The 16,430-nt window shown below is 68.7% G+C and carries 13 protein-coding genes and 1 tRNA gene; 11 read left to right on the plus strand and 3 right to left on the minus strand.

Going from position 1 to position 16,430, the window contains the following annotated elements; translation table 11 throughout:
• The 7 genes from DSP71_RS20105 to DSP71_RS20135 form a co-directional block, all read left to right on the plus strand.
• Nucleotides 1–626 (plus strand): class I SAM-dependent methyltransferase (locus DSP71_RS20105; RefSeq protein WP_147251420.1); only part of this gene is annotated, 626 nt, incomplete at its 5' end.
• Nucleotides 627–681: 55 nt separating this feature from the next.
• The gene (locus tag DSP71_RS20110; protein WP_113681888.1) at nucleotides 682–1,242 is read left to right on the plus strand and encodes a hypothetical protein; all 561 of its coding nucleotides are present in this window, start codon (nucleotides 682–684) and stop codon (nucleotides 1,240–1,242) included.
• Nucleotides 1,243–1,295: 53 nt separating this feature from the next.
• Complete coding sequence (gene gltX / locus DSP71_RS20115; RefSeq protein ID WP_113681889.1) at nucleotides 1,296–2,801, plus strand: glutamate--tRNA ligase; 1,506 nt, start codon at nucleotides 1,296–1,298, stop codon at nucleotides 2,799–2,801.
• A gap of 101 nt (nucleotides 2,802–2,902) precedes the next feature.
• Nucleotides 2,903–2,974: transfer RNA gene (locus DSP71_RS20120), tRNA-Gln, on the plus strand.
• A 96-nt stretch (nucleotides 2,975–3,070) separates the two neighbouring features.
• Nucleotides 3,071–4,534 (plus strand): DUF3375 domain-containing protein, encoded by a 1,464-nt coding sequence (locus DSP71_RS20125; protein WP_113681890.1) that lies wholly within the window; start codon nucleotides 3,071–3,073, stop codon nucleotides 4,532–4,534.
• Complete coding sequence (locus DSP71_RS20130) at nucleotides 4,527–5,189, plus strand: DUF4194 domain-containing protein (protein WP_061017608.1); 663 nt, start codon at nucleotides 4,527–4,529, stop codon at nucleotides 5,187–5,189. The genes DSP71_RS20125 and DSP71_RS20130 overlap by 8 nt, the downstream gene beginning before the upstream one ends.
• Nucleotides 5,186–8,545 (plus strand): ATP-binding protein, encoded by a 3,360-nt coding sequence (locus DSP71_RS20135; RefSeq protein ID WP_113681891.1) that lies wholly within the window; start codon nucleotides 5,186–5,188, stop codon nucleotides 8,543–8,545. Before DSP71_RS20130 ends, DSP71_RS20135 begins: the two co-directional genes overlap by 4 nt.
• 33 nt (nucleotides 8,546–8,578) lie before the next feature.
• Here the strand turns inward: DSP71_RS20135 and DSP71_RS20140 are convergent, their stop codons facing one another.
• Nucleotides 8,579–9,355 (minus strand): hypothetical protein, encoded by a 777-nt coding sequence (locus DSP71_RS20140; protein WP_141369864.1) that lies wholly within the window; start codon nucleotides 9,353–9,355, stop codon nucleotides 8,579–8,581.
• 44 nt (nucleotides 9,356–9,399) lie between these two features.
• On the opposite strand from DSP71_RS20140, the gene DSP71_RS20145 reads away from it, so the two are divergent.
• The 3 genes from DSP71_RS20145 to DSP71_RS20155 all read left to right on the plus strand — a co-directional run bounded on the left by DSP71_RS20145 (nucleotide 9,400) and on the right by DSP71_RS20155 (nucleotide 12,333).
• Entirely contained in the window at nucleotides 9,400–10,722 is a 1,323-nt protein-coding gene (locus DSP71_RS20145) for an MFS transporter (RefSeq protein WP_258546577.1), read from the plus strand.
• Nucleotides 10,723–10,731: 9 nt separating this feature from the next.
• The gene (locus DSP71_RS20150) at nucleotides 10,732–11,232 is read left to right on the plus strand and encodes a hypothetical protein (protein WP_113681893.1); all 501 of its coding nucleotides are present in this window, start codon (nucleotides 10,732–10,734) and stop codon (nucleotides 11,230–11,232) included.
• Between the two features lie 87 nt (nucleotides 11,233–11,319).
• Nucleotides 11,320–12,333, plus strand: a complete 1,014-nt coding sequence (locus DSP71_RS20155; RefSeq protein WP_113681894.1) for a DNA topoisomerase IB — start codon at nucleotides 11,320–11,322, stop codon at nucleotides 12,331–12,333.
• Here DSP71_RS20155 and DSP71_RS20160 read toward each other — a convergent pair.
• Both DSP71_RS20160 and DSP71_RS20165 read right to left on the minus strand, forming a co-directional pair.
• The gene (locus DSP71_RS20160) at nucleotides 12,299–13,306 is read right to left on the minus strand and encodes a DUF3137 domain-containing protein (RefSeq protein WP_258546578.1); all 1,008 of its coding nucleotides are present in this window, start codon (nucleotides 13,304–13,306) and stop codon (nucleotides 12,299–12,301) included. The two genes, DSP71_RS20155 and DSP71_RS20160, sit on opposite strands and share 35 nt — an antisense overlap.
• A gap of 1 nt (nucleotide 13,307) precedes the next feature.
• Nucleotides 13,308–13,805 (minus strand): hypothetical protein, encoded by a 498-nt coding sequence (locus DSP71_RS20165; protein ID WP_058630576.1) that lies wholly within the window; start codon nucleotides 13,803–13,805, stop codon nucleotides 13,308–13,310.
• Nucleotides 13,806–13,946: 141 nt separating this feature from the next.
• Between DSP71_RS20165 and DSP71_RS20170 the strand changes: the two genes are divergently transcribed.
• A complete protein-coding gene (locus DSP71_RS20170; RefSeq protein ID WP_113681895.1) occupies nucleotides 13,947–16,400 on the plus strand; it encodes a hypothetical protein in 2,454 nt (817 codons plus the stop codon).
• Nucleotides 16,401–16,430: the final 30 nt, after the last annotated feature.

Here is a 16,430-nt window from a genome sequence, read left to right on the forward strand (position 1 = left end):
GGCTCGCTGCAGCCTGGGCCGACGCGGGATGGCGCGTGCAGGCGTGCGAGCCGGAGGCGTCCATGCGCGCGGTGTCGCGCCGCGACCGTCCGCAGATCGTCACGATCGATGCGGGGCTGCCGGATCTCCCGTTCGCCGACGGCGCGGTCGATGTGGTCGTCGCGAACTTCGTCTTGAACCATGTCGGCTCCCCACGCAGGTCGGCGGCCGAGCTGCGGCGCGTGAGTCGTGGCCCCGTGGTCGCGACGATCTGGACGCTGTCGCCCTCATGGTTCTGGGCGGAGGTCGCTGAACGCGCGGGAGTGGCGCCGTTCGCCGGTGCGAAGCTCCCTGCCGACGAGGAATTCGAGCGGAGCGCCGCCGGCTTCGCGCAGATGCTGCGGGACGCGGGCCTGGAGCGCGTGACCGCCGCCGAGCACGGCTGGACCTGGCACGCGGACCCGAATGCACTCTGGCGTTCGGTCGAAGGGGGCGTGGCCGGTGCCGGTGCTCTCTACGCCCGGCTCGGACACGATGATCGTCGGCGATTCCGTGCAGCGTTCGAGCTCATCGTGGACGAGCGCAGCGTCCAAGGCCTCCTGCCCCTGGAGCATCGTGCGGCGGTCGCCGTGAGCATGTCGCCCTGAGCATGTCGCCCTGGGTTCCGGCGGATGCGTTGCGCACTGCGCTACGGTCAGAGCCATGTCCTCTCTCGCCGGACGGATCGCCGCAGGTGCCGTGCTCGCCGCCACCGTCGGTGTTCTCGCCGGGTGCGCGCCGAGCATCGGGACCCTGATGAGGGACAGCCTCGCCGACTCCGTGGAAGATGCGCAGGACGTGCTGTGGGAGGACCGCGACCAGATGATCGAGGATCCGGAAGCGACCGTCGCCGGACTCGACTTCATCGTTGATGCGCGAGGCGGGGCGGACACCGGCAGCCACCTCTACACCCTGCTGGCCGTCGAGGAGGCCGGGGACGGCGTGGCCCTGACGCTCGCGGTGGAAGGCGGGGCGGAGACCGGCGGAGGGCTCTGGTACCAGCAGTCGACCGCCGTCACGTGCGTCGACTTCGTCTTCCCTGAGGCTGCCGCCGAGATCCGCACGGAGGGCGCTGCCTGCGGTGACGCCGTTGATGCGGCCAGCTACGACGAGGTCGTCCCGTTCTCAGACCTTCAGGTGCGGGAGACGGTGACGGCGGCGGATCACCCGCCTCCGATCTGCCAGTGTCACAGCGGTGGCGATTGCGACTGCCCAGGAGGCTGAGCCCTCGCGCCCGCCGACGGGCGAACGCGCGGTCCCCGTAGAATCGAAGGGCTATGGCTACCCCTCACCCCCTCACCACGACCGTCAGTGGTGCCGACGTCCGCGTCCGCTTCTGCCCCTCGCCGACCGGTCTGCCGCATGTCGGCATGGTCCGCACGGCTCTCTACAACTGGGCGTACGCCCGTCACAACGGCGGGAAGATGGTGTTCCGCATCGAGGACACCGATGCCGCCCGTGACAGCGAGGAGAGCTTCCGCCAGCTGGTGGACGCGCTCACCTGGCTCAAGATCGATTGGGATGAGGGTGTCGAGGTCGGTGGACCCCACGCTCCGTACCGGCAGTCGGAGCGCCACGACATCTACCGCGAGGTGATCGACAAGCTCATCGCCACGGGAGCCCTCTACGAGAGCTACTCCACTGCCGACGAGATCGACGCGCGCAACGAGGCCGCCGGGCGCGCCAAGCAGCTCGGTTACGACAACTTCGACCGCGACCTCACCGACGAGCAGAAGGCGGCGTTCCGTGCGGAGGGTCGTCAGCCGGCGCTGCGCCTTCGGGTGCCGGACGAAGACGTCACGTATGTGGACCTCATCCGCGGCGAGGTGACCTTCCCCGCAGGATCGTTCCCCGACTTCGTGGTCGTGCGCCCGAACGGTGTGCCGCTGTACACGTTCGTGAATCCGGTCGACGACGCGCTCATGGGCATCACGCACGTGCTGCGTGGTGAAGACCTGATGCCGTCCACCGCCCGGCAGCTCTCGCTGTATGCGGCTCTCATCGATGCGGGTGTGACGACGTTCGTCCCGCGGTTCGCGCATATGCCGTTGGTGCTGGGGGAGACCGGCAACAAGAAGCTCTCCAAGCGCGACCCGCAGGCGGATCTGTTCCTGCACCGCGACCGCGGCTTCATCCCCGAGGGACTGCTGAACTACCTCGCCCTGCTCGGCTGGTCGATCGGACATGACCGCGACGTGTTCTCGCTCGACGAGTTCACCGCCGCGTTCGACATCGTCGACGTGAACCCGAACCCGGCGCGCTTCGACCAGAAGAAGGCCGAGTCGATCAACGGCGACCACATCCGGATGCTCGGCGAGAAGGACTTCGCCGAGCGGACGATCCCGTACCTCGCCGCAGCCGGACTCTTCGACGAGCCGACGCACGAACAGCTGGTGACGGCATTCCGCGTCGCGCCTCTCGTGCAGGAGCGGGTGCAGCTGCTCGGCGAGGTGCCCGGCATGGTGGGCTTCCTGTTCACCGATGAGGTCTCGTACGCGGAGGACGCCCTCAAGGGCCTTCCGGCAAATGCTGCCGAGGTGCTCGACGCGTGCGTCGTGGCTCTCGAGCCCCTCGACGACTTCACCCCGGAGAAGATCCAGGAGGCCCTCGCCGCGGAGCTCGTCGAGAGGCTCGAGCTCAAGCCGCGCATCGCCTACGGTCCGCCCCGTGTCGCCATCACCGGCCGCCGGGTCTCGCCGCCGCTGTTCGAATCGATGGAGCTGCTGGGCAAGGAGGAGTCGCTGCGTCGGCTCCGCTCGCTCTCGGTGTTCCTGGCCGGCTGAGTCGCGACGCGCCCGGGCGGCGGTCCTCGGTCCACCGGTTTTGGTGTTCCGCCGCCGCTCGGGTAGGCTGGACTCTCGGTGCGAGGCCCTGGTTTCGCCCTTGGGGTATGGTGTAATTGGCAACACGACGGTTTCTGGTTCCGTTATTCTTGGTTCGAGTCCAGGTACCCCAGCAAGATGAAAACCCCCGCTCAGGCGGGGGTTTCTTCGTTTCCGAGACCATCGCGTCGCGTCGAGGTACGACGAGGGCGCCGACTATTCTGGAAGGTGTGACAGGCACTCGAGTGGAAGCGGCATTCTCCCGCGCCGTCACCGCCTTCAGTACTCCGACTCTCGACCTGCTGCACGGCCGTTTCGCCCCCTTCGTCGTGGCGTCGCTGTCTCTTCTGTTCACGGCGGACCGGGTCTCCATCCCGATCGCCGACGCCCAGGCCGAGCTCGCGGAGATCCTCGATGAACTCAGGGATGCGGGCGACGATGACGACGATCGCCGGGTCCCTTCGGGGACCGGCCGCGATGTCGCGAGGAACTGGGTCCGCCTGGGCTGGTTGGTGCAGCAGATCGACGAGGACGTCGAGGTGTATCGACTCTCCGCGCACGCTGTCGAGGCTCTGGAAATCGCGGGGCGCACGGGCGGCGGGCGCACGCGCGTATCCAACTCCCGAGTGCGCACGCTCCTCGAGGCCGTGGAGCATCTGGCCGACAGCGCCGAGGCAGACCCCGTTCGTCGACTCGCCCGCCTCCGGGAGGAGCGCGCCGCACTCGATGCCGAGATCGATCGGATCGAGGAGTCGGGCAGAGCCGATCCACTCGATGATGAAGAGCTCTTCGAGGAAGCGGAGAACGTGCTGCATCTGGCGCGCGAGCTTCCCGCCGACTTCACCCGGGTCGCCGAATCCCTCAAACTCATGCAGCGCGACGTCGTCGCCCATCTGCGCCGTGATGAGCGGCCGACGGGTGAGGTGCTGCGCGAGTACCTGCAGCGTGCGCAGGATGTCATGAACTCGACGCCGGAAGGACGCGCCTTCGCCGGCGCTCTCAAGCTGATCGGCGATCCGGAGCGCATCGATGCCCTCACCGACCAACTGCACGGTCTGCTCCGACAGCCGTTCGCCCGGATGCTCGACAGCACGCAGCGGGCCGAGCTCGACGCGATCGGACGCCGCGTGGAGCTCGGGGTCGAGGAGGTGCTGGCTGCGCAACGTCGAGCCTCGCACGTCATCACCGGCCAGGTGAAGACACACGATCCGCTGCGGGACCGTCAGATCGACGACCTGCTGCGTGACGTCATCGCCGCGCTGCACGTGTGGGACGGGACGGGGGCGAGTTACGCACCGGTGCGCAGTCTTCCGCTCGCCGACCTGGGGCACCTCAGGCAGACCGTGAGCAGCATCCGTCCACCCGCGGTCCCCGCCCCTCTGGCCGACGCCGGGGACGTCGAGTTCGCCGACGTCGACTCCCGCGCGTGGGGTGGTCCGAGGTATGCGGAGCTCGAGCAGTACGTCGCGGGGCTCGGACCCGAGTTCGATCTCGCCGCCGCATTCGCCGAGAGCGACGACGACACCCGGCGCCCTGTCGACCTCGTCGGACTGCTCGAGATCGCCCACCGCAACGGCATGACCGAGAGCGAGACGGTGTCGGTGGTCGAAGCTCTGCGCCCCGACGGCTCGACGCGACGCTTCGCGTTCGGTGCCGTCACGGCGCGCAACACGAAGGAAGACGCACATGCCTGAAGAGAGCCCCGCGCCGGAAGCAGCGGTCGATGACCCGTTCATCGCTCCCGTCCCCATGGAAGAAGACATCGAGGAGCATTTCGCCGGCGACCGCGGCACCCTCGATCCGGAGATCCGCCGTCTGCTCGCCCACGTCCTTCAGCGGCGCTTCATCGCCGCGGAGCGCAACCGCAAGGAGTGGACGCTGCTGCTCGATCATCAGCACGTGATCGAGTCGCGTCTGAACGACCTGTACCTCCGACTTGTCGTCGACCACGGTCGCGGTTTCGCCTACAAGCAGCAGCTGCGCTCCGATGAGATCGACATGCCTGTGTTGCTGAAGGACTCCCCGTACACACGTGCGGAGACGCTCGTGCTCGTGCATCTGCGCACCGTCTACCAGCGGGAGTCCGCGGCCGGAGAGTCGTCGGTGCGCATCGACATCGAGGATCTCGAGCAGACCGTGCTGAGCTACTTCACCGATGTCGATGGCGGAACGGCACGGCAGCAGAAGGCGATCAGGAACGCGATGGACAGACTGGATCGCGAGGGGATCGTGCAGGAGGAGACCAGCGGGCGCTATCGGATCACGGCGCTCGTCGAGGTCGTCCTCAGCGCCGAGACCCTGAAGGAACTCCGCGACTGGCTGCGGTCGCAGGAAGCGGTGCAACGATGACGATGGTCGACACGCTCTTCGGGCTCATCCCCGCCGGCTCGCGGGGACAGCAGTGGATCGCGGACGAGCTGCAGCTGATCAACTGGGGTGGATACGACGGGGGCCCGCACCGGGTGCGCTTCTCGCCGAACGCCACGCTGCTGTGCGGCGGCTCCGGCTCCGGCAAGTCGACGCTGATGGACGCGTACATCGCGCTGATGATGCCTCACACGACGCCGTTCAACGGTGCGTCGAACGGCGGAGTGACCGGCCGACCGCGCGGCGAGGAGCAGCGGAACATCCTCTCGTACGGGCGAGGGAAGATCGACGAATCCCGCACGGAGGACGGCACCAAGCTGCGAGTCCTCCGCGGCGACGGCGAAGACACGTGGAGTGCCATCGCGACGACCTGGCTCGACCACGACGGGTCGCGGTTCACCGCTGTGCGGGCCTGGTACATCCCGGCGGATGCCCGCGTGCTGGAGGACACGACCCGGGTTCGGGCGACCGTGAACGGGGCGTTCGACCTGGCACAGCTGGAGAAGGCCGCGACGCAGCGGCTCTCCGATGCGTCGGTGCGGGCAGCGGGACTGGAGACGCTGGCGACGGACCGGGAGTTCTCTGCCCGGCTGCAGGCGGTGCTCGGGATCGGGGCGGCCGGGTCCGGGGCGAAGGCGATCAGCCTGCTGGCCAGGATCCAAGCGGGGCAGCAGATCACCACGGTCGACGATCTGTACAAGAAGCTCGTGCTGGAAGAGCCGGAGACGATGGCCACAGCGGATGCCGTCGTGGCGCACTTCGATGAGTTGGAGAGCACGCGCACCCGGATGCTGACGGCGAAGCAGCAGGTCAGCGCACTCGAACCCATCCGCGGAATCAAGGAGCGCATCGCGGCTTCAGCCGAACGGGTGCGGATCATCGACGAAGTCGGAGTCTTCACCGATCCGTCGTCCCTCGCCGCGCTCTGGAACGCTCAGCGCCGCCTGGATCTGCTGCGCGAGGTCGAGGTCGAGCTGGGGGACCGCTCCCGCGCCCTCAGCCTCGCTGTGCGGGAGAAGCGCGCCCTCGTCGACGCCGCCGATGCCGAGCGGGAGGGTCTGCTCGATGTCCTGCGGCAGTCCGGCGGTGACCGCCTCGAGACAGCGCAACGGGAGCTCCGCGTCGCCGAACGTCGCCTGGACGACGTGCGGCGGGAACGCGCGAAGTTCGACGCCATCGTGCGGGATCTCGGTGCGGAAGTGGAGAACGCCGCCCAGTTCGAGGCCCTCGTGGCCGACAGTCGGGGGTCATCGCCGAGATCGGGGATCCGGGACGCGCGCGCGGCCTTCGCCGACGCCGAGACCGCCCGCAGGACGACCGAGCTCGAGATCTCACGACTGCGTCAGGAGCGCGAGCGCACCGGTCTGGTGCGCGGCAGCATTCCCTCCCACCTCGACGAGTCCCGCGCCATGCTCGCGGAGGCGGCTGGTCTCGACCCTTCGGAGCTTCCCTTCGTGGGAGAGCTCATCGAGGTGCGGACGGAGTTCGAGCCGTGGCGCGAGGCCTTCAACCTCGCCCTCGGCGGCTTCGCCAGGACGCTCCTCGTCGACGCGGAGAAGCTGTCGTCCTTCCGGGCGGCGATCAACTCCACGCGCACCCCGGAGCGCCTGAACTACGAGGGCGTCCCCACCGGACTCCTCGAGGTGCGCAACGCCGATCCGCAGACCCTCCCCGGGAGGCTCGACTACCTGCCGACCCCCTTCACCGGGTGGCTCCAGCAGCGGCTGCAGGACCGGTTCGGATACGTGTGCGTCGACTCATCGTCCCCGTTGGACGCCCATCAGAAGGCGCTCACCATCAACGGCCAGGTGTCGCAGGGCAGCAGGGGAGCCCACGGCGGTCAGGGACGCGCCAACGTGCTCGGCTTCACCAACGACCGTCGGCTTCGCGAGATCGATGACCAGCTGCGGCTGCTGACCGATCGTCACGACGGCTACGCATCGGCGGCGCAGGACGCCGAAGCCGCCCTCGACCGCATCGAGGCACGATCGACCGCATTCGCGAAGATCGAGGACCTCACGTGGGAGCAGATCGATGTCGATGCGGTCGAGGCCGAACGGGAACGTTGGCTCGCCGTCGAAGCGGAGGTCACGACAGCCAGCCCCGAGATCGCGCAGCTCAAGCGTCAGGCGGAGGATCTGCGGTCCCGCGCGAGCACGCTCCGGGACGAGGAGGCGCGCCTCAGCAACGAACTCGCCCAGACCCAGGAGCACTGGGGACAGGTCACCGACGACGTCGACGCCTGTCAGAGAGTGATCGATTCCGCGGCAGCCACGGACCTCTCGCTCGGCGAGACACATGCGTCGTTCCTGGACGGCCGGTTCCTGCACGCCGAGAGCGGGGCGAGCGTAACCGCGTCGGAGCGGCTCACACACCTGGACACCGCGCTCAGGACCGCCGCTCAGCGCCTGCACGAGGACCGTCGTGAGGCCGCGGAGGCCCACGAGCAGCAGCGCGAGAGCATGCGGCGACTGATGACGGGGTTCCTCGAGCGCTGGGACAACCTCACGATCCTGCCGGACCCCGACGAGTCCGTCGGTGAGTTCGAGAGCATTCTGGAGGCGTTGCAGACCAACGGGCTCCACGAGCTGGAGACCGAGTGGCGTGACAGTCTGCTCAAGCTCTCGGGAAACGACCTGACGAGCCTCGACTCGACTCTCAGCCGGTCGCTCCGCGAGATCAAGGATCGCATCGACCCGATCAACCGCATCATGGAGGAGCTGCCGTTCTACGACGACGACCATCGTCTGCAGATCACCCCGCGCGAGAATCAGAGCGAGGCACGCAAGCGGTTCCGCCGCGAGCTCCGCGAGGTGCGGGGACTGATCGACGCTGCCGAGACCGACGCCGAGCGCGAGGCCGTGTACCGCAAGATGAGCCGTCTGATCGGACGGATGCGCCGTACGGCCCCCGACTTCGCCGAGCTCATCGACGTGCGCAACCACGTGCGCGTGAGTGCCGAGCGGGTCACAGCGACGACGCGGGAGCATGTCGCGCTCTACGACCACATCGGCGAGAAGTCCGGAGGGGAGTCGCAGGAGCTCGTCGCGTTCATCGTGGGAGCAGCGCTGCGTTACCAGCTCGGAGATGCGGGCGCTGCCCGGCCGCGCTACGCCCCCGTCTTCATGGACGAAGCGCTCATCAAGGCGGATGCCCACTTCACGAAGCGCGCGATCGGCGCATGGCGTGGACTCGGCTTCCAGCTCGTGATCGGCGCGCCGAACGACAAGTACAGTGCGATCGAGCCGCACGTCGACGTCGAGTACGACATCCTCAAGGACACCCGCGGGCGCTCCTGGGCGAAGGCGAAGGTGGGTCTGCCGGACGCGGCGATCTGAGCGCGGCGGTGCGGGGCAGGAGGGTCCGCCTGCCTACTCGCACTCGCCGAGGAAGCCGAGGTAGCACACGGCTTCGTGGGTGACAGCCGCCTCGTAGTCGTTGTTGGACACCTGCCGCGTCGCGATCTCCGGGGTGCGCGTGAGGTGCCCGAAGTCGCCGAGCGAGGCCACGACCGATCCCTCCGAGTCCTCGGCGCGCATACGGTCGATCTCGGCACGATGCTGTCCGCAGAGGGTAGCCGCGGCGGGGACCAGCTCGACCCCGGCGCAGGCTCCGGCGTACTGGGCCTCCATCGCGTTGATGCAGTCGGTCCAGTCCTGATCGACGGCGCACGGGCTCACACCGTCGTCGGCCACGAGGTAGAGGCCGGTCTCGTACTCCTCGCTGTGGAAGGTCTCGGGCTTCTCCGGCGAATCCACCTTCGTCCAGTGCCGGGCGGTGGTGAGGGCGACGACCACGACGATGAGGGCGATGAGCAGGAGTGCGCCGATCACCGACAGCGTCACCCAGAGCCCGACCCGGCTCTTCTTCTCCGGCCCGACGCCTGGCGTGACATGCGGTCCCGCGGCAGGCGGAGTGCCGCCATAGGCCGGGGGAGCGGCAGCGAAGGCGGCGGCGTGCACCAAGTCGTGGGTGCCGAGCGGCGCGGCCTGCGCTGTCACGGCCAGCCAGTACTCGTACCAGCTCAGGGTCGCCTGCGCGTCGGCGGCCACCTGCTGCGCCTCCGCATCCGTGAGGGGGAGGCCAAGGCCCGGCCGGGCACCGGGGTCCTGCAGCGAGGTGCGGAATTCGTCGAGAGACAGCGCCATGCTGGCGATGATGGCAGAAACCACGCTCGGCGGACAATCCGCTCGTGGATCGCGATGTCCCCGGCATCCGGAAGAATGTCGAGGTGATCGGTATGAGGAGCTTCTGGAATGCCCTGCCAACGGAGGGGCGCTGGCTGCTGTCGACGGTCGCGATCCAGACACTCGGACGCGGCATGACGCTCCCGTTCACGATCATCTACTTCCACGAGGTCCGTGGGTTCGACCTCGGGGTCTCCGGCGCTCTCATGAGCCTCATCGCGATCACCGGACTCGTGGTGACGGGCCCGGGAGGAACACTGATCGATCGGTTCGGTGCACGCCGGGTGCTGATCGTCGGGCTGCTGTCGATGATCGTGGGGTGCGCGCTTCTGGCATTCGCCACGCACCCTGTCGTCGCCGCGATCGCCGTCATGCTGATCGGCGTGAACTTCGGTGTGTCGTGGCCGGGCTTCAACGCGCTGATCGCGTCGGTGGTGGAGGGCGAGGTGCGCCAGCAGTACTTCGGCGTCAACTTCGCTCTCGTCAACCTCGGCATCGGGGTCGGCGGAGTGATCGGAGGCTTCTTCGTCGACGTCAGCGACCCCGCGACGTTCACCACGATCTTCCTCGTCGACGCCGCGAGCAGCCTCGTTCCCCTCGCCCTGCTCCTGGGCCCGCTCCGACGTGTGCGCACTCAGCATGAGGCCGAAGAAGACGCACCGCCTGCCGGTGGATATCGCGAGATCCTGCGTCGCCCCGCCGTGCTCTGGCTGACGCTGCTCACGTTCCTCTCGGTGTTCATCGGCTACGGGCAGATGGAGGCGGGCTTCCCTGCCTTCGCCCGACAGGTGTCGGAGGTCTCGACGCAGGTGGTCGGCATCTCGTTCGCCGTCAACACCGCGGTGATCGTGCTGCTGCAGTTCGCCGTCCTCAGACTCATCTCCGGCAAGCGTCGTACGCGGGTGATGCAGGTGATGGCACTCAGCTGGGCGCTGTCATGGGTGCTCCTTGGGGCGACCGGATTCCTGCCTGGCACCCTCGCCGCGGCGATCGGCGTGATCGCCTACATGGGTGTCTTCGCCTTCGGCGAGACGATGCTCCAGCCGACGGTTCCCGCGATCTACAACGATCTGGCTACCGATCGCACGCGCGGTCGGTACAACGCCATCAACTCGGCCGCGTTCCAGGGAGGGGCGATCCTCGGGCCGCTCGTCGCGGGTGTGATGCTCGGAGGAGGACTCGATGCCGGATTCATCGGCGTCATGATCGCGGGCAGTCTCGCCGTCGGAGTGCTGGCGATCGTCCTCGAGCGGGTCGTCTCCCCGACCGCCAACGGCGTCGCCGGCATCCATCGAACGGACGAGGCGGACCGGCTCCCGACCCAATAGGCTCCGAGCATGGCTCTGGAGTCCCTCTTCCTCCGACTGGATCGGATCGCCGGTGGGCGGCAGGCCGGCATCGCCATCAGCGAGACCGACCGCACGCATCCCAAGACGGTGCGTGCGTTCACCTGGATCATCTGGCTCCTCATCGTCGAGCTCGTCATCGGCGTCGGGGCCGTCGTCGTCGCGCTGGTGCTCGCGGTCGACGGCGAGTCGGTCTCGTTCGCCGTCTGGATGCGCACGCTCGTGGTGCTCGCGATGACGGCGACGCTGTTCTACTTCGCCTGGCGTGCACAGCGTGGCTGGCGGTGGGCGTATCAGCGCCTTCGTCCGTTCGCGCAGATCTTCCCCGTCATCACGCTCGTCATGGCGGCGATCCCCGGGCTCTACCCGCTCTGGATGGTGTCGGAGCAGATCGTCTTCAGCCTGATCATGATCGGCATCGCCGACTTCCTCACCAGCGACCACATGCGCAGCGCCTTCGCGGCGCCGCGCGCGGAAGCCGGGACCGAATAGCACGGGGGCAGGGTACAGCGCCACTCCCTTCCACGGATCCGTGCCACGGGGCATCCTCGAGCGCAGGCAGTCGAGGAAGGGCTCACGATGGCGAAACTCATCCGGGTTGTCCCCGGGCAGGATCCGGGGTTCCGGCGCGTGCGATCGGGATCGGGGTTCCGGTACGTCGATCCGGCAGGGAACACGGCGCCCGAGGCCGATCGCGAGCGGATCAACGACCTCGTCATCCCACCCGCATGGCGGGATGTGTGGATCGCCGCGGACCCGCTCGCTCACATTCAGGCGGTGGGCGTGGACGGCGCCGACCGCAAGCAGTACCTGTACCACCCCCTGTGGCGGGTGAGCCGAGATCGCAAGAAGTTCGTGCGCGCCCTCGATCTGGCCGCCGCGCTGCCGCGCGCGAGAGCGCAGGTGACCCGGGCGTTGGCCCAGCAGGGGCAGACGAAGGAGCGCGCCCTCGCCATCGCCTTCCGCCTTCTCGACGACGCAGCCCTCCGTATCGGGTCGGAGCGTTACCTGGTGCGACACGGCAGCCGCGGTCTCACGACACTGCGACGAAGAGATGTGCGTGTGGCGGGGAGTGATGTCGCATTGTCGTTCCCCGCCAAGAGCGGCCGCACGGCGTCGATCGAGATCACGGATGAATCCCTGGCCGATGCCCTGACCGACTTCGCCGCGGGCAAGTCGGGCGCTTTCCTGCTCGCGTACCGCCGAGGCCGGCGTCGCGTGCGTCTCACGCCCGCAGAGGTCAACGCCTATCTCCGGGAGGTCACGGGGGAGTCCTTCACGGCGAAGGACTTCCGCACGCTGCACGGCACGATCATCGCCGCGGACGCCCTCGCCCGGATCGGCGAGCTCGACAGCCGGAACCACCGGAGTCAGGCAGAGCGCCTTGCCGTGCAGGCGGCGGCGACGGCGCTCGGCAACACGACCGCGGTGGCACGAGCGAGCTACATCGATCCTCGGGTCTTCAGCCAATACGGACGCGGACGGACGCTCGACCTCTCCGTGACGCCTGAGAGCGCCATCAGGAGACTCCTCGGTGGTCCGGAGATCTCGAGGAAGGTCACCCGGCGATCCGGAGCCAGACGACGGCGATGAGCATCGGCACGAGGGGCGTGGCCACGGCTGCGATCACGGGCCACCACCGGGTACGCGTGTCGACGTGGCGTGCGCGACCGGCGAGCGTGTCGCCGTCACGCCGGTAGGTCCCCGGATCGAGAGGCGTCGCGGCCTCGTCGCGGTACAGCAGGGTTCGTCGCCCGACGCGATCGTGAAGCGCCGCGATCACGGTGAGGAAGCGCCGCAGTTCCTCCCCATCGGTCAGATCGACGGCGGGGAAGTAGACATACAACGTGCTGTCCACGATCTCCAGGTCGAGGTCGGCGCTCTCGTCGACGAGGATCGCCATGAGGTCGGGGGTGAGCACATAGAGCGCGTCCGTCTCGTATCCCGGCGGCACTGATACGTCGAACACGTCGCTGAAGTCCCCCTCGAGCCGGATGCGGGTTCGGCCGGTCGGACGCCGAGGGAGCACGCTGAGCGCCCCGCCACCGCGCCGCGACCGGAGCATGATCCTCGGAGCCTCGGACGGCAGCGGGATGCGGACAGCGCGCACGGTGTGCATCGTCGCGCCCTCTCCATCGCCGACCACGAAGGTGCGTTCGACGCTGTCGAAGGGGACGGCGCTGTGTCGGGCGTCCAGGTGGTCCTGCGCGGTGCGGTCGCCGCGATCGACCTGCTCGTCGATGGAGCCGCCCCACGGGTGGTCGCCGATGTCAGCGCGATACCGCCAGCCCAAAGCCGCGGCGATCTCGGCGAGGGCGGTGCGCCGTCGACGATGCCGACTGATGGACATCGTCGACCACGCGACGAGTGCGGCGCCGAGCAGCATCGTCGCGACCTGGGCGTACACGAGCGTCGTCCCGGACAGCGCGAATCCGACCGGCAGGAGATAGAAAGCCAGGGCTCCGGCGATGACGAGCGTTGCGACCGACGACGCGACCAGTGTCAGGCTGCCCCATCCGCGAGCCGTCGCGAGTGGGGCGGCCCGACCGGCCGAGAAGGGTGCCACGTCAGGGCTTGTACACGATGGCGATGTTCAGCTGTCCGCCCTCGCGCGCCCAGGCGAGCCACCGGGGCTCGCCCGGACCGGTGAGCCGCTGGATCGGCACGACGTGGATGCCCTGATCGAGGCGGCTGAGCTCGCGGAACTCGGGCTTCTTGGAGATCCAGATGGTGCCGCCGCCGTCCCACGGCTCCAGGCAGGTGTACACGTATCCGTGTGCACGCAGATTGACGCGGTCGACGAGCGCCTCGGCCTGCTGCTTCAGCTCGTCGAGGACCTCGGTCGGGATGGCCCCTTCGAGCGTGAAGGCGGCGACGTCGTAGACGTTCCCCTCGCCGAAGTCCCTTGTGGCGAGCAGCGCCAGCTCGGTGACGCCCTTGTCGGCGGTGCGGGTCCACAGGGCATGCGAGTTCTTGGCGCGCTTGTTCATCAGGAACCCGCCGAAATTCAGCTTCTGGTACGAGAAGTCGTCGAGCTTGGCCGCGATCTCTGCACGTGTCGTCATGGGGATTCTCTCCTCTTCCGGGAGGTCGGGTGGCCTCTCCGTCGAGAGAGCCTAGGTGTGCGCTGGGCGGGCCCGTCGGAGTCCGAACGAGCCCGAACGCACGGCGCCGACCCCGCCGACCGCGTGTCCTAGGCTCGACTCATGCCCGTGCCCCGCACCCTCGACGAGCTCTGCCTGGGCCTCGGGCGGATGCGTGTGGACGCGGGCTCGCCGTCGTATGCCGAGATCGCCCGTCGGATCGGCGGGGTGCGTCACGGTGCCGAACCGCCGAAGGTGACCGTCTACGACTGCTTCCGTCCGGGACGGCGACGCGTGGACCATCGTCTGGTGGGCGATATCGTCCGCGTGCTCGGGGGCGATGACGAGGAGGCTGCGCGGTGGCGGGAGACCGCGCGGCTTCTCAACGGTGCGCGATCGGGGGTGCACGTCGAGGTGGCACTCGGAATCCGGGATCCCGCGGGCGCGGAGATCGGACGCGAAGAGCTGCTGACCGCTCTTCCCGATGCCGACGTGCTGGTTCTCACCGGTCTGCCGGGGGCGGGGAAGACCACTCTCGCCTCGGCGCTGGCCGGCCGTTCGCCGGTGCTCACCGTGCACTTGCGCGAATCCGACACCGAACGCCCTCCGGCGGATCCGATCGACGTCCTGCGGCGGATGCTGGGGGCTCTCGGAGTCCGCTCCCTTCCCTACGAGCTGCCGCGTCTTCGTGAGCAGCTGCGGATCAGCGCGCGCGAGTTGACGGTCGTCATCGAGGACGCGGGTGACCCGGTGCGGTTGGCTGCGCTGCTGGTTCCCGGTGTGCGGTTCATCGTGACGGCGCGCGTCGACCTCGGGGGCCTCGAGGAGCGTCTGTCCCCGACGGCTCTGCGCGTGGAGAGGGTCGTCGTCCCGCCGATGTCGCACGCAGAAGCCGAGCGCCTGCTCGATCACCTCCTCTCCCTCGACGGGGCTTCCTCGACCGTGATCAGAGGGAGCAATGAGCGTGCGGCGGCGTTGCGGCGCATCGTCACCGTGGCGGGTGGCCTGCCGCTCGATCTGGTGATGCTCGCCGGGATCATCCGTGAACACGAGGGGTGGTCGTTCGCGGACCTGGCATCGCGGTTCGAGCATGAGCCACGCGACGTGCGCATCCGACCTGTTCTGGAGGCGGCGACACGATCCCTGCCGACGGGCGAAGCCGATCTCCTCGCGAACGCCGCGCTGCTCGACCGAGAGGTGGAGGAAGGTGTGCTCATCGCAGCCGGAGGCCCCGCCGCCGCACGCGATCTGCACCGTCTGCATGCCCGGCACCTCGTGGAGCTGCGCCAGGGACGGGTGCGGATGCACGACACGGTGTTCTCCTTCGCCGCAGAGCGGTCGCGCTCCCTCCGCCCGTCATCCGTCCGCAGGGACTTCGTCCGCGACTCCGCGTCCGCCGTGCTGGTCCGGATGGAAGAGGATCCCGACTTCGCCGCGCGTGAGGTGGGGACCGTGCTCGCGGTGGCGTCGGCGGCTCGCGAGCACGGTCTCGATTCCGAAGTGGAACGGCTGGCGATCACATCGCACCCGGTGCTGTCCCGCTGGTCGCTCTGGAGCGAATCGCTGCAGCTGCACGATCTGGCAGCCCGCGGAGACGGCCTCGACCTGGTGCCCGACATCGCTCTCGGCGTGGCGCACTGCGCGGAGAAGCTCGGGCGGCTGGACGAAGCGCTCATCATCCTGCACCGCGTGCGTCGTATCGCTTCGGGCGCGGCTCTCGCCCGCACCTGGAACCAGATCGGCAACGTGCAGCGCTGGATGAGTCACCTCGAGCAGGCGCTGGTCTCCTATGAACGGGCGATCGCACACGCGCGCGACGCGGGGGACAGGGTCGTCGAAGGGCGGGCAACCGGCAACCATGCGGACACCCTTCGCATCCTCGCCCGCTACCGGGAGGCGCTGCAGGGCTACACCGCTGCGCTGAGCATGGCGAAGGCGGAGAGGGACGAGCTGAACGTGGCTGTCGTGCGCGGCAATCGCCCGCTGCTGTTCCTCGCGATCGGACACCTCGATGCTGCGGACGAGGAACTGCAGGAGCTGATAGACGAATCGAACGGTGAACCGCTGCCGTTCGTCCGCCGGACGCGTGCGCTCATCGCGGAAGCACGGGGTGACGACCTGCGGGCCCGTGGACTGTGCGCCGACGCGATGGGCGCCCTGCAGTCCGCAGGAGAGTTCGCGACATCGGCCGATCTCGAACTCCTCGGCGCCCGGATCGACGGGCGGAACGGCCAGTCCGATCGCGCGCGGACGACGGCGCAGCGGATCCTCCGGGAGGCGGAGCGCGCGGGGTCGCCCTTGATCGCCACCGAGGCTGCGAATTCGCTCGCCGAGATCCTGGTCCTCGCTGCGGCGAGCGACTCCGCGTCCCCGCATCTCCTCGCCGAGGCCGAGCGGCACGCAGAAGAGGCGCGGAGCGTCGCGGAGGCGACCGGAGACCGCGCCGAAGTCGCACGCAGCGACGCGATCCTGTCGCGCATCGCGTTCGCACGTCACGACGACGACGCAGCAGCGGCCCGGTCGCACGCGTCCGCACAGGTGTACTCGGCGATCGGACACCGGCTCCGACCGACGTGAGCGTGAGGACGATCCGTCGGGCATCCGGGT

It is taken from the genome of Microbacterium sp. H6 (genome assembly GCF_003314775.1).
Classification (GTDB): Bacteria; Actinomycetota; Actinomycetes; order Actinomycetales; family Microbacteriaceae; genus Microbacterium; species Microbacterium oxydans.

Bases quoted from the DNA above. Each gene is read 5' to 3' on its own strand.
- DSP71_RS20110 (WP_113681888.1), top strand. From the start codon at position 682: ATGTCCTCTCTCGCCGGACGGATCGCCGCAGGTGCCGTGCTCGCCGCC.
- gltX (WP_113681889.1), top strand. From the start codon at position 1,296: ATGGCTACCCCTCACCCCCTCACCACGACCGTCAGTGGTGCCGACGTC.
- DSP71_RS20130 (WP_061017608.1), top strand. From the start codon at position 4,527: ATGCCTGAAGAGAGCCCCGCGCCGGAAGCAGCGGTCGATGACCCGTTC.
- DSP71_RS20135 (WP_113681891.1), top strand. From the start codon at position 5,186: ATGACGATGGTCGACACGCTCTTCGGGCTCATCCCCGCCGGCTCGCGG.
- DSP71_RS20140 (WP_141369864.1), bottom strand. From the start codon at position 9,355: ATGGCGCTGTCTCTCGACGAATTCCGCACCTCGCTGCAGGACCCCGGT.
- DSP71_RS20150 (WP_113681893.1), top strand. From the start codon at position 10,732: ATGGCTCTGGAGTCCCTCTTCCTCCGACTGGATCGGATCGCCGGTGGG.
- DSP71_RS20155 (WP_113681894.1), top strand. From the start codon at position 11,320: ATGGCGAAACTCATCCGGGTTGTCCCCGGGCAGGATCCGGGGTTCCGG.
- DSP71_RS20165 (WP_058630576.1), bottom strand. From the start codon at position 13,805: ATGACGACACGTGCAGAGATCGCGGCCAAGCTCGACGACTTCTCGTAC.
- DSP71_RS20170 (WP_113681895.1), top strand. From the start codon at position 13,947: ATGCCCGTGCCCCGCACCCTCGACGAGCTCTGCCTGGGCCTCGGGCGG.